General features: G+C 72.4%; 12 protein-coding genes. 7 read left to right on the forward strand and 5 right to left on the reverse strand.

All coding sequences use genetic code 11. The features are described 5' to 3' along the window. Positions 1–86: 86 nt before the first annotated feature. Together PCA76_RS15365 and PCA76_RS15370 are read left to right on the forward strand one after the other, a co-directional pair. Complete coding sequence (locus PCA76_RS15365) at positions 87–1,529, forward strand: hypothetical protein (RefSeq protein WP_272618833.1); 1,443 nt, start codon at positions 87–89, stop codon at positions 1,527–1,529. Positions 1,530–1,752: 223 nt separating this feature from the next. Then, entirely contained in the window at positions 1,753–2,898 is a 1,146-nt protein-coding gene (locus PCA76_RS15370; protein WP_272618835.1) for a SigB/SigF/SigG family RNA polymerase sigma factor, read from the forward strand. A gap of 109 nt (positions 2,899–3,007) precedes the next feature. Here PCA76_RS15370 and ctaD read toward each other — a convergent pair whose 3' ends face one another. From ctaD to PCA76_RS15395, 5 genes are all read right to left on the reverse strand, one after another. Then, entirely contained in the window at positions 3,008–4,999 is a 1,992-nt protein-coding gene (gene ctaD, locus PCA76_RS15375; protein ID WP_272618837.1) for an aa3-type cytochrome oxidase subunit I, read from the reverse strand. Between the two features lie 126 nt (positions 5,000–5,125). Then, the gene (locus tag PCA76_RS15380) at positions 5,126–5,854 is read right to left on the reverse strand and encodes an STAS domain-containing protein (RefSeq protein WP_272618839.1); all 729 of its coding nucleotides are present in this window, start codon (positions 5,852–5,854) and stop codon (positions 5,126–5,128) included. Positions 5,855–5,963: 109 nt separating this feature from the next. Further along, the gene (locus PCA76_RS15385; RefSeq protein ID WP_442930228.1) at positions 5,964–6,422 is read right to left on the reverse strand and encodes a DUF4383 domain-containing protein; all 459 of its coding nucleotides are present in this window, start codon (positions 6,420–6,422) and stop codon (positions 5,964–5,966) included. Positions 6,423–6,551: 129 nt separating this feature from the next. After that, on the reverse strand, positions 6,552–7,709 hold the full coding sequence (locus PCA76_RS15390; RefSeq protein ID WP_272618841.1) for a glycosyltransferase: 1,158 nt from the start codon (positions 7,707–7,709) through the stop codon (positions 6,552–6,554). A gap of 85 nt (positions 7,710–7,794) precedes the next feature. Then, entirely contained in the window at positions 7,795–8,778 is a 984-nt protein-coding gene (locus PCA76_RS15395) for a glucosyl-3-phosphoglycerate synthase (protein WP_272619400.1), read from the reverse strand. A 227-nt stretch (positions 8,779–9,005) separates the two neighbouring features. Here PCA76_RS15395 and PCA76_RS15400 point away from each other — a divergent pair, with 227 nt between their 5' ends. From PCA76_RS15400 to PCA76_RS15420, 5 genes are all read left to right on the forward strand, one after another. After that, the gene (locus PCA76_RS15400; RefSeq protein ID WP_272618843.1) at positions 9,006–10,016 is read left to right on the forward strand and encodes a Gfo/Idh/MocA family protein; all 1,011 of its coding nucleotides are present in this window, start codon (positions 9,006–9,008) and stop codon (positions 10,014–10,016) included. Then, positions 10,009–11,097: a zinc-dependent alcohol dehydrogenase gene (locus PCA76_RS15405; RefSeq protein ID WP_272618845.1), complete on the forward strand. Its 1,089-nt coding sequence runs from the start codon at positions 10,009–10,011 to the stop codon at positions 11,095–11,097. The genes PCA76_RS15400 and PCA76_RS15405 overlap by 8 nt, the downstream gene beginning before the upstream one ends. A gap of 52 nt (positions 11,098–11,149) precedes the next feature. After that, the gene (locus PCA76_RS15410; protein ID WP_272618847.1) at positions 11,150–12,901 is read left to right on the forward strand and encodes an ABC transporter ATP-binding protein; all 1,752 of its coding nucleotides are present in this window, start codon (positions 11,150–11,152) and stop codon (positions 12,899–12,901) included. 75 nt (positions 12,902–12,976) lie between these two features. Next, entirely contained in the window at positions 12,977–15,268 is a 2,292-nt protein-coding gene (gene secA2 / locus PCA76_RS15415; RefSeq protein ID WP_272618849.1) for an accessory Sec system translocase SecA2, read from the forward strand. A 181-nt stretch (positions 15,269–15,449) separates the two neighbouring features. After that, positions 15,450–16,190 carry a GAF and ANTAR domain-containing protein gene (locus PCA76_RS15420; RefSeq protein ID WP_272618851.1) on the forward strand — a complete coding sequence of 247 codons (741 nt, stop codon included), beginning with the start codon at positions 15,450–15,452 and terminating at the stop codon, positions 16,188–16,190. Positions 16,191–16,332 lie beyond the last annotated feature (142 nt).

Here is a 16,332-nt window from a genome sequence, read left to right on the forward strand (position 1 = left end):
ACCGGCGCACCCCGCTGAGCAGCGAAATGTGCCGCCGGGTGGGTGATGCCCCGTTTGAACCCCATCGGGACGGGAAGCCGGGCCGCGTGGTGAGCGAACGAGGCAAGGTGGGGCCGGTGCACAAGGTGCACAAGGGGCTCACGGCCGATGGCGCCGGTCTTGCCGGCGACCGGGTCGTGGCCGCGGGCAGCACCGCCCGGGTGCTGGTCGCCGCCACCGCCCGGGCGCTGCGTGGGGAGGACTGCGCCGACCTCGGGCACACCGGGCCGACGTCGCGGTTCCCCGGCGCCCCGGAGCTGGTACGCCGCGCCGCGGTCACCCGCGCCGCCGGTCGGGTCGCGCTCACCGTTGCCCAGGTCGACGAGGTGGACGCCGCCCGGGTGGCCCGCTGGTTCGTCGACCAGTACCCCCGCCGGCGCTACCCCGGAGTGCTGATCGGCTCTCCACACGGCGCGGCGGCACACCTTGCGGTGGCTCTCGGCGTGCCCTGGCTGCCGGCCGGCTTCGAGATGTCGGTGCACTGGTCCGACGGCGCGGTGGACCGCCCGGCGGACGCCCTGGAGCACGGCGCGGCACTCGCCGCCCGGCTACTCGCCAGCAACGCCGACCTGCACCTACGCCAGGTGCACTGCCCGGCCAGCCATGGCCCGTTGATCGGGGCGACGGTGTCGCTGGCCGCCGCGTGGAGGGCCCTGCCGGCCGCGTACGCGCAGTTCCTGGCCGACCGACTGGTCCCGGGCGCCCCGGTGCTGCTGGTCCGCGACGCGCGTACCTGGCCGGTGCTGGAGCGCGGTGTGGGGCACAGCTTCCAGGTCGGCTGCCCGGCCAGCGGGTTGGACCCGGTCGACTTCCACCCGGACAGCCAGGTGCTGCGGCAGGTGCTGCGCTCCGTCGGCGGCGATCCGGCCCGGTGGGAGCCGCCGGAGGTGTCCGTACCGTCGGGTTACGCCGAGCACGGCGTCGACTCAGGCTTCGAGCTTGCCGCGCGGGACTGGTCGGCGCGGCACGAGCACCCGCTGCACCGGGTGCTGGTGCCCCGGCCGGCGGCGCTGAGCGCGGGCGTGGCCGACCTGTACCGGCGGTGGCTGCGCGGCGCCGGCAAGACCGGTAACCGGTTGGTGGTGGAGTGCGGCCGGTTACTCGACCCGTGGCAGGTGGTGCGGGCGGGGCTGGTGCCGTACTGGTGTGAGAACGCCACCCGGCGCAGCGTCGACGAGGCCGAGTGGTGGCTGGCCGGCAGCGAGGCGTTCAGCTCGGTGGACGTGTTGCCCGAGCCGCCCGGGGTGCGCTCGCCCGCCCTGGCGGGGCTGCCGCAGTGGCTGGCGGTGGCCGGGTTCGGGCGGCGGCGGCGGGCGTTGGACCGGACTGCCGCCCGGGGATACCCGGTCACCTCGGTGCCCACCCGCCGGGCCACCGAGGTCCTGCGTGCCCAGCCGTACGACCTGCCCGCGCCGCCCCCGCTGGGGGTCGCAGAAGCGTTGGCCGTGCTCCGCGACAGCGGCGGCCACCAGGGGTTGCTGGTCTCCTGAGGCGGAGCACGCCGAAACATCCTCGCGAACCCGGGGTCCCGTGATTGAGTACCTACGGAGCGGGAACATCGCTGGCTGCGACGGCCTAATTGCGCTGCGTAGAGGCGGTGTCGCCCGCTGGCATCCCAGTCACTGACCCACTTTTCCGGCCCGGTGCGTGGCTCGACCACGCGCACGACCGGTTTCCCGATCCGGGCGGGGGACCTTCCTGAGGGAGGCGCGGATGTTCGGACAGACGAGCACGACCACGACCACGACACCACCACCCACCGATCGAGGTCTGGAGGATCTCGACGCGGCGGCACTGGCGTACGCGGCCCGGATCGCAGGGCTGCCGCCGGAGCGGCGGGGGGAGGCCCGGGAGGACCTGGTGCGCTTCGCGCTGCCCTTCGCCGGCCGGCTCGCCCGCCGGTACCGGGGGCGTGGGGAGCCACTGGAAGACCTCGAGCAGGTGGCCCGGCTGGGGCTGGTCAACGCCGTCGACCGGTATGACCCGGAACGGGGCTCGTTCACCGCGTACGCCGCGATCACCATCGTGGGGGAGATCAAACGGCACTTCCGGGACCGCACCTGGGGCGTACACGTACCCCGCCGGCTGCGTGACCTGATCCTCGAGGTGGGGCAGGCCACCGCCGCGCTGACCAGCGAACTGTCCCGGGCGCCGTCGGTGGCCGAACTGTCGGCCCGACTGGAGACTCCGCAGGAGGAGATCCTCGCCGCGCTGGAGTCGGCGGCCGGCTACAGTCCGGCCTCACTCAACGCACCGGTGGGCGGGGAGAGCTCCGCGGAGTTCGGGGACCTCGTCGGCGAGTCGGACAACGCGCTGGAATCGGTCGACGACCGGGTCACGGTCAGCGGTCTGCTGCACCGACTGCCCTGGCGTGAGCGGCGGATCCTGGCGATGCGCTTCTACGGCAACCAGACCCAGGCGGAGATCGCCGCCCGGTTCGGCATCTCGCAGATGCACGTGTCCCGGCTGCTGTCGCGGGCGCTCACCTGGCTGCGTCAGGCGATGCTCGCCGACGCGCCGCCGCCATGGCAGAACGGTGCCGCCGAACCCGACCCCGGCAAGACCCGGATCTCCATCAAGCAGAACGGCGACCAGGTGGTGGTCGAGGTCGGCGGCGAGGTCGACCGCGACGGCGCGGACCAGTTGCGCCGGGCCATGCTGGAGGCGGTCACCGGCCAGCCCAGCGAGGTGGTCGTCGACCTGGTCGGCGCGGGCGGTTTCGACGCCGGCGGGATCGCCGCGCTGATGGCCGGGCGGGACGCGGCGGAGCGGACCGGGGTGCCACTGCGGCTGACCCGGGTCCAGCCCGCGGTGCGCCGCTCACTCACCGCCGCCGGCCTGGCTCCCGCCCGGGACTGAGCAACCAACCGCCCGGGACTGGGCCGGCAGGCCGGGCAGCACCCACGCGCCCACCGACACGATGAGGGCCGACACCCACCGGGGTGTCGGCCCTCTCGGCGTACGCCGGTCAGCGTTCCTCGGGTTTGTCGTCGCTGTGCGGGTGGCGCCAGCGTTCGTGCGGCTTCGGCGCGTCCTCGGCGTCCTGGGGTGCGTCGCTCTGCTCGAAGCTCGGCCGGCGGACGCCCTCGGGCTCCGGCACGTCCACCGGCCGGGCGCCGGACTGCGGCGCCGGCTGGAACTCGACCGCGTCGCGGGCACCGTGCGCGCCCTCGGCGGCGGGCGACTCTGGCGCGTGGTGCTCGGTCCGCAGTTCCTCGGCGAACTGTTGCGGCGGCTTCGTGGTGCGCTGTGGCAGGTCGCGGCCCAGATCGGCGACGAGCGGACCGTACTTCAGGTCGAAGGCGGGGCGCTCGGATCGGATCCGGGGCATCTGGTCGAAGTTGCGCAGCGGCGGTGGGCAGCTGGTGGCCCACTCCAACGAGTTGCCGAAGCCCCACGGGTCGTCCACCGTCACGACCGCCCCGTACCGCCAGGACTTCCACGCGTTGTAGATGAAGAACAGGGTGGACGCCCCGAGGATGAACGAGAAGATCGTGGAGAGCGTGTTCAGTCCGGTGAATCCGTCGGTGGGCAGGTAGTCGGCGTACCGGCGGGGCATGCCCTTGGTGCCCAGCCAGTGGTGCACGAGGAAGGTGCCGTGGAAGCCGATGAACATGGTCCAGAAGTGCGCCTTGCCCAGCCGCTCGTCGAGCAGCCGGCCGGTCATCTTCGGCCACCAGAAGTAGTAGCCGGCGAAGAGGGCGAAGACCACGGTGCCGAAGACCACGTAGTGGAAGTGCGCCACGACGAAGTAGCTGTCGTGGGTGTGCCAGTCCACCGGAGGGCTGGCCAGCAGCACCCCGGTGAGCCCACCGAGCAGGAAGGTGACCAGGAATCCGATGGAGAACAGCATCGGTGTCTCGAAGGTGAGCTGGCCCTTCCACATGGTGCCGATCCAGTTGAAGAACTTCACGCCGGTGGGCACCGCGATCAGATAGCTGAGGATGCTGAAGAACGGCAGCAGCACCTGGCCGGTGGCGAACATGTGGTGCGCCCAGACCGTCATGGACAGCACGGTGATGGCGACGGTGGCCAGCACCATCCCGGTGTAGCCGAAGAGTGGCTTGCGGGAGAAGACCGGAATGATCTCGGTGATGATGCCGAAGAACGGCAACGCGATGATGTACACCTCGGGGTGGCCGAAGAACCAGAACAGGTGTTGCCAGAGCATCGGCCCGCCGGTGGCCGCGTCATAGACGTGCGCGTTGAGCAGCCGGTCGGCGGACAGCGCCAGCAGTGCGGCGGCCAGGAGCGGGAAGACCAGGATCACCAGCACGCTGGTGAAGAGCATGTTCCAGGTGAAGATCGGCATCCGGAACATGGTCATGCCGGGCGCGCGCAGGGTCAGGATCGTGGTGATCAGGTTGACCGCGCCGAGGATGGTGCCCAACCCGGAGACGACCAGGCCGAGCACCCACATGTTCGCACCCACACCGGGGGAGTTTTCGACGCTGCTCAGTGGGGTGTACGCGGTCCAGCCGAAGTCGGCCGAGCCCTGCGGGGTGAGGAAGCCCCCGACCACCATGAGCCCGCCGAACAGGTAGAGCCAGTAGGCCAGCGCGTTGAGGCGGGGGAACGACACGTCCGGCGCACCGATCTGGATCGGCACGATGAAGTTGCCGAACCCGAAGGCCGCCGGGGTCGCGAACAGCAGCAGCATCACCGCGCCGTGCGAGGTGAAGAGCTGGTTGTACTGCTCCGGGGAGAGGATCTGCATCCCCGGGCGGGCCAGCTCGGCCCGCATCACCATGGCCTCCAGGCCCGCCAACACGAAGAACCCGAAGGAGGTCAGCAGATACAGCACACCGATCTGCTTGTGGTCGGTGGTGGCAAGGAACTTGATCAACGAGTTGCCGGGGACCGGTGTTCGTACCGCCCCGGGGAAGCCCCCGAAGCGGGCCGGTGCCAGGATCGCCGGGCCCCGATCGCGGCCGGGTTCCGTGGTTACCCGCTTGGGCATGGCTGCTCACCCCGTCGTGACGGCAGAAAGGACGGGCAATGCCTACCCGACCCTCTCACCATGTAACCAGGCCAGAGCGGTAAATTCGGTCAGATCGTCGGTACCGGGTGCAAGCACCTCGAATGATCAGGTCGCCGGCAGCATCGCCCAGACCGCCTTGCCCTGACCGGCCGGCACGCTGCCCCACTTCTGGGCCAGTTCCCGCACCAGGAGCAGCCCGCGCCCACCCTCGGCGTGCAGGTTCGTCCCGCCCGGCCGGGCCTCCGCGCAGCTGCCGTCCACGACCGCCAGGTGCAGGTACGGTCGGCGCAGGGTCACCGTCACCTGCATCGGCGTGCCGGCGTGCCGGACCACGTTGCCGACCAGCTCGGTGAGCACCAACGCGGCCGGGCCGGCCGCGTCGGGCAGGTTCCACCGCGCGCACGCGTCGGTGACCAGCTCCCGGGCACGCCGGCAGGCCCCGGCCACCGGCTCCAGCCGGGTCCGCATCCGCAACGTGCTTGTCGCGCCTGCCACCCGGGTCGCCTCCGCGCAGTCCGCGGACACCGGGACCACTCGGCACGTGGTCGACTCGGCCAGCCATCGCGCGGCGACCGGCGACGGGGCGCAGAGCACCACCGGCACGGCCGGCCACTCCTCGGCCCGACGGGCGGTCGCGGCGAAGACGGACAGCGCCAGCCGGTCCTTGACATTCACCTCGGCCATGTCGACGACCAGCGCCTCCGGCTGATCGACGAGCGCGTCGGTGAGCGCCTCGTGCACCGACCGCATGGTCCCCAGGTCCAGCGCACCCTTGAGCCGGACGACCGCCACCGGTGTGGTGGTGTGCACGTCGCAGGTGATCCGGCTCGACATCGGCGCCTCGATTCGCTGCTGGGTCGGGATCTGCCAACTACCCGACGCCGTGCCGGACCAAACCGGACCGACGGCGGGGGCGAGGCAGGTCACGGCGCGCGACAGCAGGTTACGGACGGGGCCGCCCGGTCAGGAGGCCCAACGCGATCATGCCGACGCCGAGGCCCAGGTGCAGCCAGCCGTCGGCGTCGTTGACCGGGAGCACGTTCGCCCCGGTGTCGTGGTCCACCGCCAGCCCGTACAGCCAGAGCACCAGGTAGACGGCGCCGCCGCCGATCAGGAACGTCCGAGCGCCGGTGACCGTCCGCGCCAGCACCAGACCCGCCACCCCGAACGCCAGGTGCACCAGGTTGTGCAGCACCGACACCTGGAAGACGCCGAACAGGTACGCGCCCGAGCCGTGGCCGGCGAAGCGCAGAGCGTCCATGCCGCTGGTGATCCCCGGCACGAAGCCGAGCACGCCGATCAGGAGGAACAGCACCCCCACCGTTGCCGCCGCGCGGCGGACCGGCGGCTTGCCGTCGGCCGGGTTGGGTCGGGCCCGGGAGTGGGCCATCGGTCCGACCATCACCGGCTCCTCGCTGCGCGGCGGGCATGAGCGCTGCCGGGCTACCCGCTGCCGCCGCCGACAAACCGCGGCCGCCGCTCCGGTTGCGACGACGGTCAATCCGCGCCCACGGTCCTGCCGCGTCGCCGGTCAGGCCGGTAGCAGCCGCGGCGCGCTGGCCAGCCGACGGACCCGCTCATACAGCTCGACGTAGCGCTGGGCCATGACCGCGGGGGTGAACCGCTGCGCGGCCACCCGCCGGCACTCGTCGGGGTCGAGCAGGTTGGCGGAGAGTACGAGATCGGCCAGCTCGTCCTCGTCGGTGGTGAGCAGCCCGGTCCGGCCGTGCTCGATCAACTCCGGCAGGCAACCCCGGGCGGTGGCCACCACCGGTGTGCCGAGGGCGAGTGACTCGACGACCGCCGTGCCGCCCGGCTCCTCCCAGCGCAGCGGGAACAGCGACGCGCGGGCGCTGGCGAGCAGGTCGTCCCGGTCCTGACCGGCCACGGTGCCGACCCAGCGGACCAGGTCACCGTCGATGTGTGGCGCCACCTCGTCGAGGAAGAACCGCACGTCCGGGTTCTGTCGGGCCTCGTCGCCGGCCGCGGCCAGATCGTCCGGCCGGTGGTACGGGCCGACCGGCCCCGCCAGCACCAGCGGGATACCGACGCGATGCGCGAGCCGGGCGCCCACGTCCTGCCCCTTGCCCGGATTGATCCGGCCCAGGATGAGCAGGTGCTCGCCCTTCTCCGGCCGGGGCCGCCGGTCGGCATCCACGGCGAGTGGGGTGGACAGGTGCACGTGCCCCACCGAGTGCTCTCGCAACGCCAGCGGGGCTCGGGCCAGTTGCGACGCGGAGACACCGTTGACCCGGACCCGGGCGCCGCCGTCCAGAGCGCCGTAGAGCGCCGGGTGCTTGGCCAGGTCCCAGTGCAGGGTGTGCAGGGTCGGCGGGCCGGCCGGCCCCATCGCGGCGAGAGTCGCCAGCCCGACCGCTTCCACGTGGTCGTGCACCAGGTCGATGTCGTCGCGGGAGTGCAGCTCACGGACCACCCCGGCCAGGTGCGCCTGGGCGATCCCGCAGACCTGGTTGTACGGCCGCTGCAACGCGGCGAACTGCCCGTCGGCGAAGACCGACATCTGCTCGTCCACCGGCAGGGTGCTGCTGCCCACCGAGGCGAGCACCACCCGTACGCCGAGACGCCGCAGCTCCGGCACCAGCGTGGCGATCACGTTCTCGATGCCGCCGTAACCGGGCGGTGGCACGGACAGCCACGGGCCTGCGTTCATCAGCACGGTGAGGCTCATCGTGCCCCTCCCTTCCTGCCGCTGCCGCTCACTGGACCTTCGGTTCGCGACTGCGGGGCTCGCAAGAGCGGCGCACTCCTCGCGCTCACGCGGCGGCCACCCGTCGACGGGGCACCCGGTGGCGCAGCTCGGCCAGCGGCGGGCGCTCCTCGATGGCCACGTCGCTGACCACGATCTCGCGGTCGAGGTTCGGCAACGTGTCCGAGCCACCGCGACGGAACTGGGTCAGCAGCGTCTCCGGTGAAAGCCCGGGGGTCGCCCATCCGCGCCGCTGCAACCGGGACCAGGCAGTCAACATGATCTGCGCGGACATCCGGCCGAGGGCCGCCGTGTCCTGGTGCCGGTGCTTGCGCTCACCGAGGTCGACCTGCGCCATCGCGTCCAGGCCCACCATTTCGAGCAGATCGATCATCATGGCCGTCTCCACCCCGTACCCGGAGACGAACGGCACCTGGGCCAGCACGTCCCGGCGGCCCGCGTACTCGCCGGCGAGCGGCTGCACGAAGCCGGCCAACTCGGGCCAGAAGAGGTTGAGCAGCGGACGCGCCATCAGCTCGGTCACCCGGCCCCCGCCGTCCTGCTCCACGCTGGCGGTGCCCACCAGGGGCCGGTGATAGAAGCCCTTCACGAAATCGACCGACGGGTCGGTCAGCAGCGGGCCGAGCAGCCCGCTCACGAAGTGCGGCCGGAACTCCCGCAGGTCGGCGTCGATGAACGCCACCACGTCCCCCTCGGCGGCGGCCAGACCGGCCCAGAGCGCGTCGCCCTTGCCGGTGAGCCGGGGCAGCCCCCGGGTCATCGCGTCTTGGCTGACCACCTCCGCGCCGGCGGCACGGGCCACCTGCGCGGTGCGGTCGGTTGAACGTGAATCCACCACGATCAGCTCGTCGACCAGGGTGACCCGATCCATCAGGTGCTCCCGGATGGTCGACACGATCGCGCCGACGGTGGCCTCCTCGTTGCGCGCCGGCAGCACCACGCTGACCCGGGTATCACCCTTGGCACGCAGCAGTCGACGCGCCGGCCAGTCCCCCGCCGACGTCGTCCGATAGGTGGCCCACGCCTCCACCACTGGTGACACGCTCGATGTTGCATCCCGCACGGGCACCCCTCCATTCGTGCGTGGAAAAACCGAAATTGGTTGTTCCCATTCCGCAGCACGCGCTAACCGCTTTCAAGGCAACAGCTTGATCACAGAGGTGACGCTGACGCGTTCCCGGGGGATGAACGTTTGATTGCGCACACACCAGGGGACTGTTCCCATCGCATATGAAAGGTCTTCGAAGGGGTTGTCGAATGCGTGAATGCCGGGTGGGTCTGGTCGGAGCCGGCGGGGTGGCACAACGTCACGCGCGGGTGCTGGCCGGATTCGACGACGTCGAGCTGGTCGGGGTCACCGACGTCACGCCGAAGGCGGCGTCGGCGCTGGTCGCAGAGCACGGCGGGCGGGCCTGCGCCGACGTCGCCGAGCTGCTGGCGACCGGCCTGGACGCGGTGTACGTCTGCGTGCCACCGTTCGCGCACGGCCCAGCCGAGGAGGCGGTGATCGCCGCCGGGGTGCCGATGTTCGTGGAAAAACCCGTAGCGGTCGACCTCAGCACCGCCGAGCGGATCGCCGACCTGGTAGCGCGCAGCGGGCTGCGCACCGCCGTCGGCCACCACTGGCGCTACAGCAGCGTGCTCGACGAGGCCCGTGCACTGCTCGCCGACCGCCCGGTGCGGATGGTCAGCGGCGCCTGGCTGGACAAGGTGCCCCCGGTGGCGTGGTGGTCGCAGCGGGACCGCTCCGGTGGCCCGGTGGTCGAGCAGGCCGCCCACGTGCTGGACCTGATCCGCGTGCTGGCCGGCGAGGTGACCGAGGTCACCGCGTACGGCAACGGCACCCCGCCTCCGGTCGACGGCGCCGACATCGACTCGGTGACCACCGCCGCGCTGCGCTTCGCCGACGGCGCGGTCGGCACGCTCAGCGCCGCCTGCGTGCTGGGCTGGAAGCACCGCGCCGGCCTGGAGATCCTCGCCGACGGGCTGGCCCTCTCCCTCTCCGAGGACGGCCTGTCGATCCGCGACGCCGACGGTGAACGACACGTCCCCGCCGACCCGGAAGCCGCCCGGGTGGCGGTGGACCGGGCCTTCATCGACGCCGTACGCGGCATCGGCGACGACGTCCGAGTGCCGTACGCCGAAGCCCTGGCCACCCAGCGGCTAGCCCTCGCGGTGGCCGACTCGGCCCGCACCGGCGCGACCGTGCGGCTCGCCACCCCGACCGCCCCGGCGGCGCTCAGCACGGGGGTGACCGTCGATGCGTGACAAGGTCGTGGTGGTCACCGGCCCTGGCCGGGTCGACCTCGTCGAGCAGGACGCCCCGCCGGTGCGCCCCGGCACGTTCCGGGTCGAGACCCTGTTCAGCGGGGTCTCCGCCGGCACCGAGCTGAGCTACGTGAAGGGCACCAACCCGTACCTGAACGTCACCTGGAACGCCGACCTGGGGCTGTTCCAGCCGGGCGCGGCGAGCACCCCGTACCCGGTGACCCGGCTCGGCTACATGCAGGTCGGCCGGGTGGTGGAGAGCGCCACCCCGGCCGTCGCGGTGGGCACGGTCGGCGCGATGACGTACGGGCACCGCACCGGCTGGCTGGCCGACCCGGTCGCCGAACGGTTCGTGGCGCTGCCCGACGACCTGGACCCGCTGCTCGGCGTCTACGTCGCGCACATGGGTCCCATCTGCGCCAACGGTCTGCTGCACGCCGCCGCCGACCTGCACGGCGCCGACGTCCGCACGCTCGGCGACGGGGTACGCGGCCGACGGGTCGCCGTTGTCGGCGCCGGTGTCGTGGCGTTGCTGACGGCGCTGTTCGCCCGGCGCAACGGCGCTGCCTCGGTGGTGGTGCTCGACCCCACCCCGCAACGCCGCCAGGTCGCCGAGGCGCTCGGCCTGGAAACCCTCGACCCGGACGCGGACGACCCGGCGGTCGTGCTCAAGACCCGCTGGGCTCACACCGCCGGTGACCGGGGCGCCGACGTGGTGTTCCAGTGCCGGGGGCAGGCGTGGGCGTTGCAGCTCGCCCTGCGGCTGCTGCGCCCACAGGGCACGGTCATCGACCTCGCCTTCTACCAGGGCGGCGCGGACGCGGTCCGGCTCGGTGAGGAGTTCCACCACAACGGGCTGTCGCTGCGCTGCGCGCAGATCGGTCGGGTGCCGCGCGGACTCGCCCCCAGCTGGGACCGCGAGCGGCTCTCCGCCGAGACGGTCGACCTGCTCCGAACCTACGGGGACGTGATCCGCAAGCACCTCGTCTCGGCGGTGGTGCCGTTCGACGAGGCACCCACCCTGCTCACCGACCTGGCCAACCGTCGCCGCCAGGAGCTACAGGTGGTGCTGGCCGCGTGACCTGGCCCCGGAGCGCGCCCGCCCGGTGACACGGCGGGCTACCGTTCCCGGCATGAGCACCCCGAAGGACCGGCCGGTCGGCCTGACCGCGCTGCTGCCGTACCTGCGTGAGCACCGCGGCACCCTGATCGTGGTGGGCGCGCTGTCGCTGGCCGGGGCGGGGGCGTCACTGGCCCAGCCGCTGCTCACCCGGTCCGTGCTCGACCGGGTGAGCGACGGCCTGGGGGTGTCCCGGCTGGTGGCGGTGCTGGTGGCCCTCGTGCTGCTCGGCGCGGCGATCGGCGGCCTGCGCAACTACCTCCTGCAACGCACGGCCGAAGGGCTGGTGCTGGGCACCCGGCGACGGCTCGCCGGTCACCTGCTGCGGTTGCCCATCGCCGAGTACGACCGTCGGCGCACCGGCGACCTGCTCTCCCGCGTGGGCTCGGACACCACCCTGCTGCGGGCGGTGGTCACCTCCGGGCTCTTCGAGACGGTCACCGGGGCGGTGATGGTGCTCGGCGCGGGCACCGCCATGCTGCTGCTCGATCCGCTGCTGTTCGGCGTCACCCTGCTCGGGGTGGGGCTGGGACTGGGCTTCGCGGCCACCTTCGCGCGGCGGGTCCGGGCGCTGGCCCGTGCCGCCCAGGAGCGGGTCGGCGAGATGACCTCGGCGGTGGAGCGGGCCATCTCGGCGGCCCGGACCATCCGGGCCAGCCGGGCCGAGGCCCGGGAGACGGAGACCGTCACCGGTAGCGCCCGGGCGGCGTACGGGGCGGGGCTGCGGGTGGCCCGGGTGCAGGCGGTGGTCGGGCCGATCGGCTCGGTCACCGTGCAGGGCGCGTTCCTGCTGGTGCTCGGTATCGGCGGGGCCCGGGTCGCCGCCGGTGCGATCTCCGTCGGTGATCTGGTCGCCTTCGTCATGTACCTGTTCTTCCTGGCTCTGCCGCTGGCCCAGGTGTTGAACGCGTACACCCAGTTGCAGTCTGGCCTGGGCGCCCTGCAACGGATCGAGGAGATCCTCGCCGTGCCAGCGGAGGGCGCGGACGACCGGCCGGTGGCCGCCGCTGCGACGGCGATCCCGCGTCGCCCCATCCCCATGATCGAGTTCGACCGGGTGGGGTTCGGCTATCCGGGTGGCGAGTCGGTGCTGCACGAGGTCAGCTTCGCGGTGCCCGCCGGCACCCGTACCGCACTTGTCGGCCCGTCCGGCGCCGGCAAGTCGACCCTGCTGGCCCTGGTCGAGCGCTTCTACGAGGTGAGCGCCGGGGCGGTCCGACTGGACGGCAACGACGTACGGGACCTGCCCCGCGACGCGCTGCGGGCCCGGCTCGGCTACGTCGAGCAGGAGGCCCCCGTGCTGGCCGGCACACTGCGGGAGAACCTGCTGATCACCACCCCGGACGCCACCGACGACCGCCTGCGCGACGTCCTGGACGAGGTCAACCTGGGCCACCTGGCACTGCGCTCCCCGCAGGGCCTGGACGTCCAGGTGGGGGAGGGCGGGGTGCTGCTCTCCGGGGGTGAGCGGCAGCGGCTGGCCATCGCCCGCGCGCTGCTCGCCGGCCCACCCGTGCTGCTGCTCGACGAGCCGACCAGCAACCTCGACTCACGTAACGAGGCCGCGCTGCGCCGCGCCATCGACGCGGTCGCCGTCCGCCGAACGCTGCTGATCGTGGCGCACCGGCTCGCCACCGTGGTCGACGCCGACCAGATCGTCGTCCTCGACGGCGGCCGGGTGGTGGCCGTGGGCACCCACGCCGAGCTGACCGCGACTGATCCGCTCTACCGGGAGCTCGCCACCCACCAGCTGCTGGTCGGCTGAGTCCCGTCCCGTCGGGTCGACATACCGGGCGGCCGGGCCGCGCAAGCCGGCTGGAATCGCGTACCGTTGCCGCTCATGGGTGTGTCGCAACGGTTCAAGAGCAAGTTCCGGCGGTTCCTTCAGCGCCCCGGCTCGACCGTGGATCTTGCTCCGCTGGAGAAGCTGCTGCCGGCGATCGAGGCGCGCGAGGATGACCTCGCCGCGCTCGACGACGCCGAGTTGACCGAGGCCGCGAGTGCCGCCTCCGGTTACGAGGAGGTCTGCGCCATCGGCCGCGAGGCCGCCCGCCGTGGCCTCGACCAGCGGCCGTACGACGTGCAGCTGCTCGGCGCGATGGCGCTGCTCTCGGGCAAGGTCGCCGAAATGGCCACCGGTGAGGGCAAGACGCTGACCGCCACGATCGCCGCGTACGGGCACGTCCGGCTCGGCAACGGACCGGTGCACGTGCTCACCGTCAACGACTACCTGGCCCGCCGCGACGCCCAGTGGATGGAGCCGGTCTACATCCTGCTCGGCCTCACCGTCGGCTGGGTCAACGAGGCCTCCACCCCGCAGGAGCGGCGCGACGCGTACGCCTGCGACGTCACCTACGTCTCCGTCAGCGAGGCGGGCTTCGACTACCTGCGCGACCAGTTGGTCACCGACGTGGACGACCGGGTGCAGCCCGCGCTGGCCACCGCGATCGTCGACGAGGCCGACTCGATCATGATCGACGAGGCTCGGGTGCCGATGGTCCTCGCCGGCGCGGTGCCGGGCGAGCAGGACCCGGTGCACGCCGCCGCCGGGCTGGTCCGTGGCCTGCGCAAGGGCAAGCACTACACGGTCGCCGAGGACGGGCGGAGCGTGGCGTTCACCTCCGCCGGCCTGGCCGCCATCGAGGCCAAGCTCGGCATCGACCTGTACGACGAGGAGCACGTCGCGCAGCTCTCCGCGGTCAACGTGGCGCTGCACGCACACGCCCTGCTGCACCGCGACGTGGATTACATCGTCCGGGACGGCTCGGTCGAGCTGATCGACGAGATGCGCGGCCGGGTCGCCCAGCGTCGCCGCTGGCCGGACGGGCTCCAGGCCGCGGTCGAGGCCAAGGAGGGCCTGGACGCCACCGCCGAGGGCGAGGTGCTGGGCACCATCGCCGTGCAGGCGTTCCTCGGGCTCTACCCGAAGCTCTGCGGCATGACCGCCACCGCGGTGCTGGTCGGCGACCAGCTGCGGGAGTTCTTCGACCTCGAGGTCGCGGTCATCCCGCCGAACACGCCGTGCGTCCGGGAGGACGAGCCGGACCGGATCTACGCCACCCGGGCGGAGAAGGACGAGGCGCTGATCGACGAGATCCAGCGCTGGCACGCCAAGGGGCGGCCGGTTCTGGTCGGCACGCTGGACGTCAAGGAGTCCGAGGGGCTGGCCGCCGGGCTGAACGCGGCCGGGGTGCCCTGCGTGGTGCTGAACGCCAAGAACGACGACGAGGAAGCGGCGATCATCGCCGAGGCCGGCGCGTACGGCGCGGTGACCGTCTCCACCCAGATGGCCGGCCGGGGCGTCGACATCCGGCTCGGCGGCAGCGACCAGAGCGACCAGGATCGGGTGACCGAGCTGGGCGGGCTCTACGTGATCGGCAGCGGCCGGCACGACAGCCGCCGAGTGGACGACCAGTTGCGCGGTCGGGCCGGCCGGCAGGGTGACCCGGGCGGCTCGGTCTTCCTCGTCAGCCTGGAGGACGACCTGGTCGTCCGGCACGCCGCCGACTCGGTGCCGGCGTCGCCGCGGATGAACGCCGACGGTCTGGTGACCGACGATCAGGTGGACTACGCGGTGGAGCACGCCCAGCGGGTCGCCGAGGGTGTCAACCACGAGATCCACCGCAACACCTGGCGCTACAGCGTGGTGATCGAGCAGCAGCGCAAGGCCCTCGCCGCGCGCCGGGAGCGGCTGCTGACCAGCGACGTGGCCGCCGTGATGCTGCTCGAGAAGGAGCCGGACAAGGCGAGCGAGATGGACGAGGACCTGCTCGCCCGTGCGGCCCGCTCGATCGCGCTCTTCCACCTGGACCGACTCTGGGCGGAGCACCTGGCCGAGTTGTCCGAGGTCCGCGAGGGCGTGCACCTGCGGGCGCTGGGCCGGCTCGACCCGCTGGACGAGTTCCACCGGGCCGCGGTGCCGGCGTTCAACGACCTGATCCCGGAGATCGAGGCCCGCACCATCGCTACCTTCCTCGAGACCGAATTCGATGAGGACTGGCAGCCCGAGGATGGCACCCTGGTCCGGCCCACCGCGACCTGGACGTACCTGGTGCACGACAACCCGTTCGGTTCCGAGCTCGATCGGCTGATCGCGTCGATCGGGCGGCGACTTGGCGGCGGCTCGCGCTGACGTAGGCCCGCCGGGGCCTCTGTCGCGCGTCCACGTGCGGCAGGGGCCCCGATTTACGCCGTTTCGACCCGCCTTTCCGAGGGTAGTAGGGCTGGTCGGTCAAGTCGGGAGAGAGCAGACGGATGACACAGGTGACGATGCCCACCGGGCAGGCGCGAGAGTGTGCGAAGGCTGCGGACCGGTGAACCTCGACACGCGGGAACCGGTGGTGCAGCACCTCGGCGTCCTGGAAACCGCCGCACTCTTGCGGGAGTTGACCGCCGGCCTGATCGCGCTGACCGATTTCGACGAGGCGCTGCTGGCGCTGGTCCGAGTCACCCGGGACGCGGTGGCCGGGGTGCGCTGGTGCGGGTTCACCGCCCTGCGCGCCGGCGAACCGGCCGGGGTGGCCGCCTCCGACGAACGGCTGGCCGGCCTGGACGACCTGCGGCACGGGCCCGACTCGCCGGCGATGAGCGCGATCCGACGCCGCGAGATGATCCTCGCCGTCGACCTGGCCGGTGAGCCTCGCTGGCCGGCCTGGACGCCGCGCGCCCGCGATCTTGGCGTACGCGGGGTGATCTCCGCGCCGGTGGACATAGACGACCAGGTGATCGGCGCGATCAACCTCTACGCCGCTTCGCCGAACCTGCTGACCCCGCAACACCAGTTGACCGCGATGCTGCTCGCCGAACACGCCGGGCTGCTGCTGGCCGCCGTCCGCGACCGCAGGCGGCAACTCGTGCTCGCCGGTGAGCGGGACGCCTCGCTGCTGCACGACGGGGTGGTGGGCCAGGCCGTCGGCGTGATCATGACCCAGCGTGGGTGCCCGCCCGCCGAGGCCCTCGAGGTGCTGCGTACCGCCGCGACGTCGTTGGACATCCCGCTGCGCGAGGTGGCCGAGCGGTTGGTCCGTACGGTCTCCCGCCAACGCGACACCTGAGCGGACCGCTCGACGTCGCCGCTGGCCTTCCGGAGTCGCTGGGCGCGCCGGAGGGTGCCCGTTCTCTCTGCCGGCGGCGAGTCGGGCGGCATCGTTTCGCTGCGGCGGGGGGCGGGTAGCACTCTGGTCAGGTGAGCTGCGC

It is taken from the genome of Micromonospora sp. LH3U1, assembly GCF_028475105.1.
Classification (GTDB): Bacteria; Actinomycetota; Actinomycetes; order Mycobacteriales; family Micromonosporaceae; genus Micromonospora.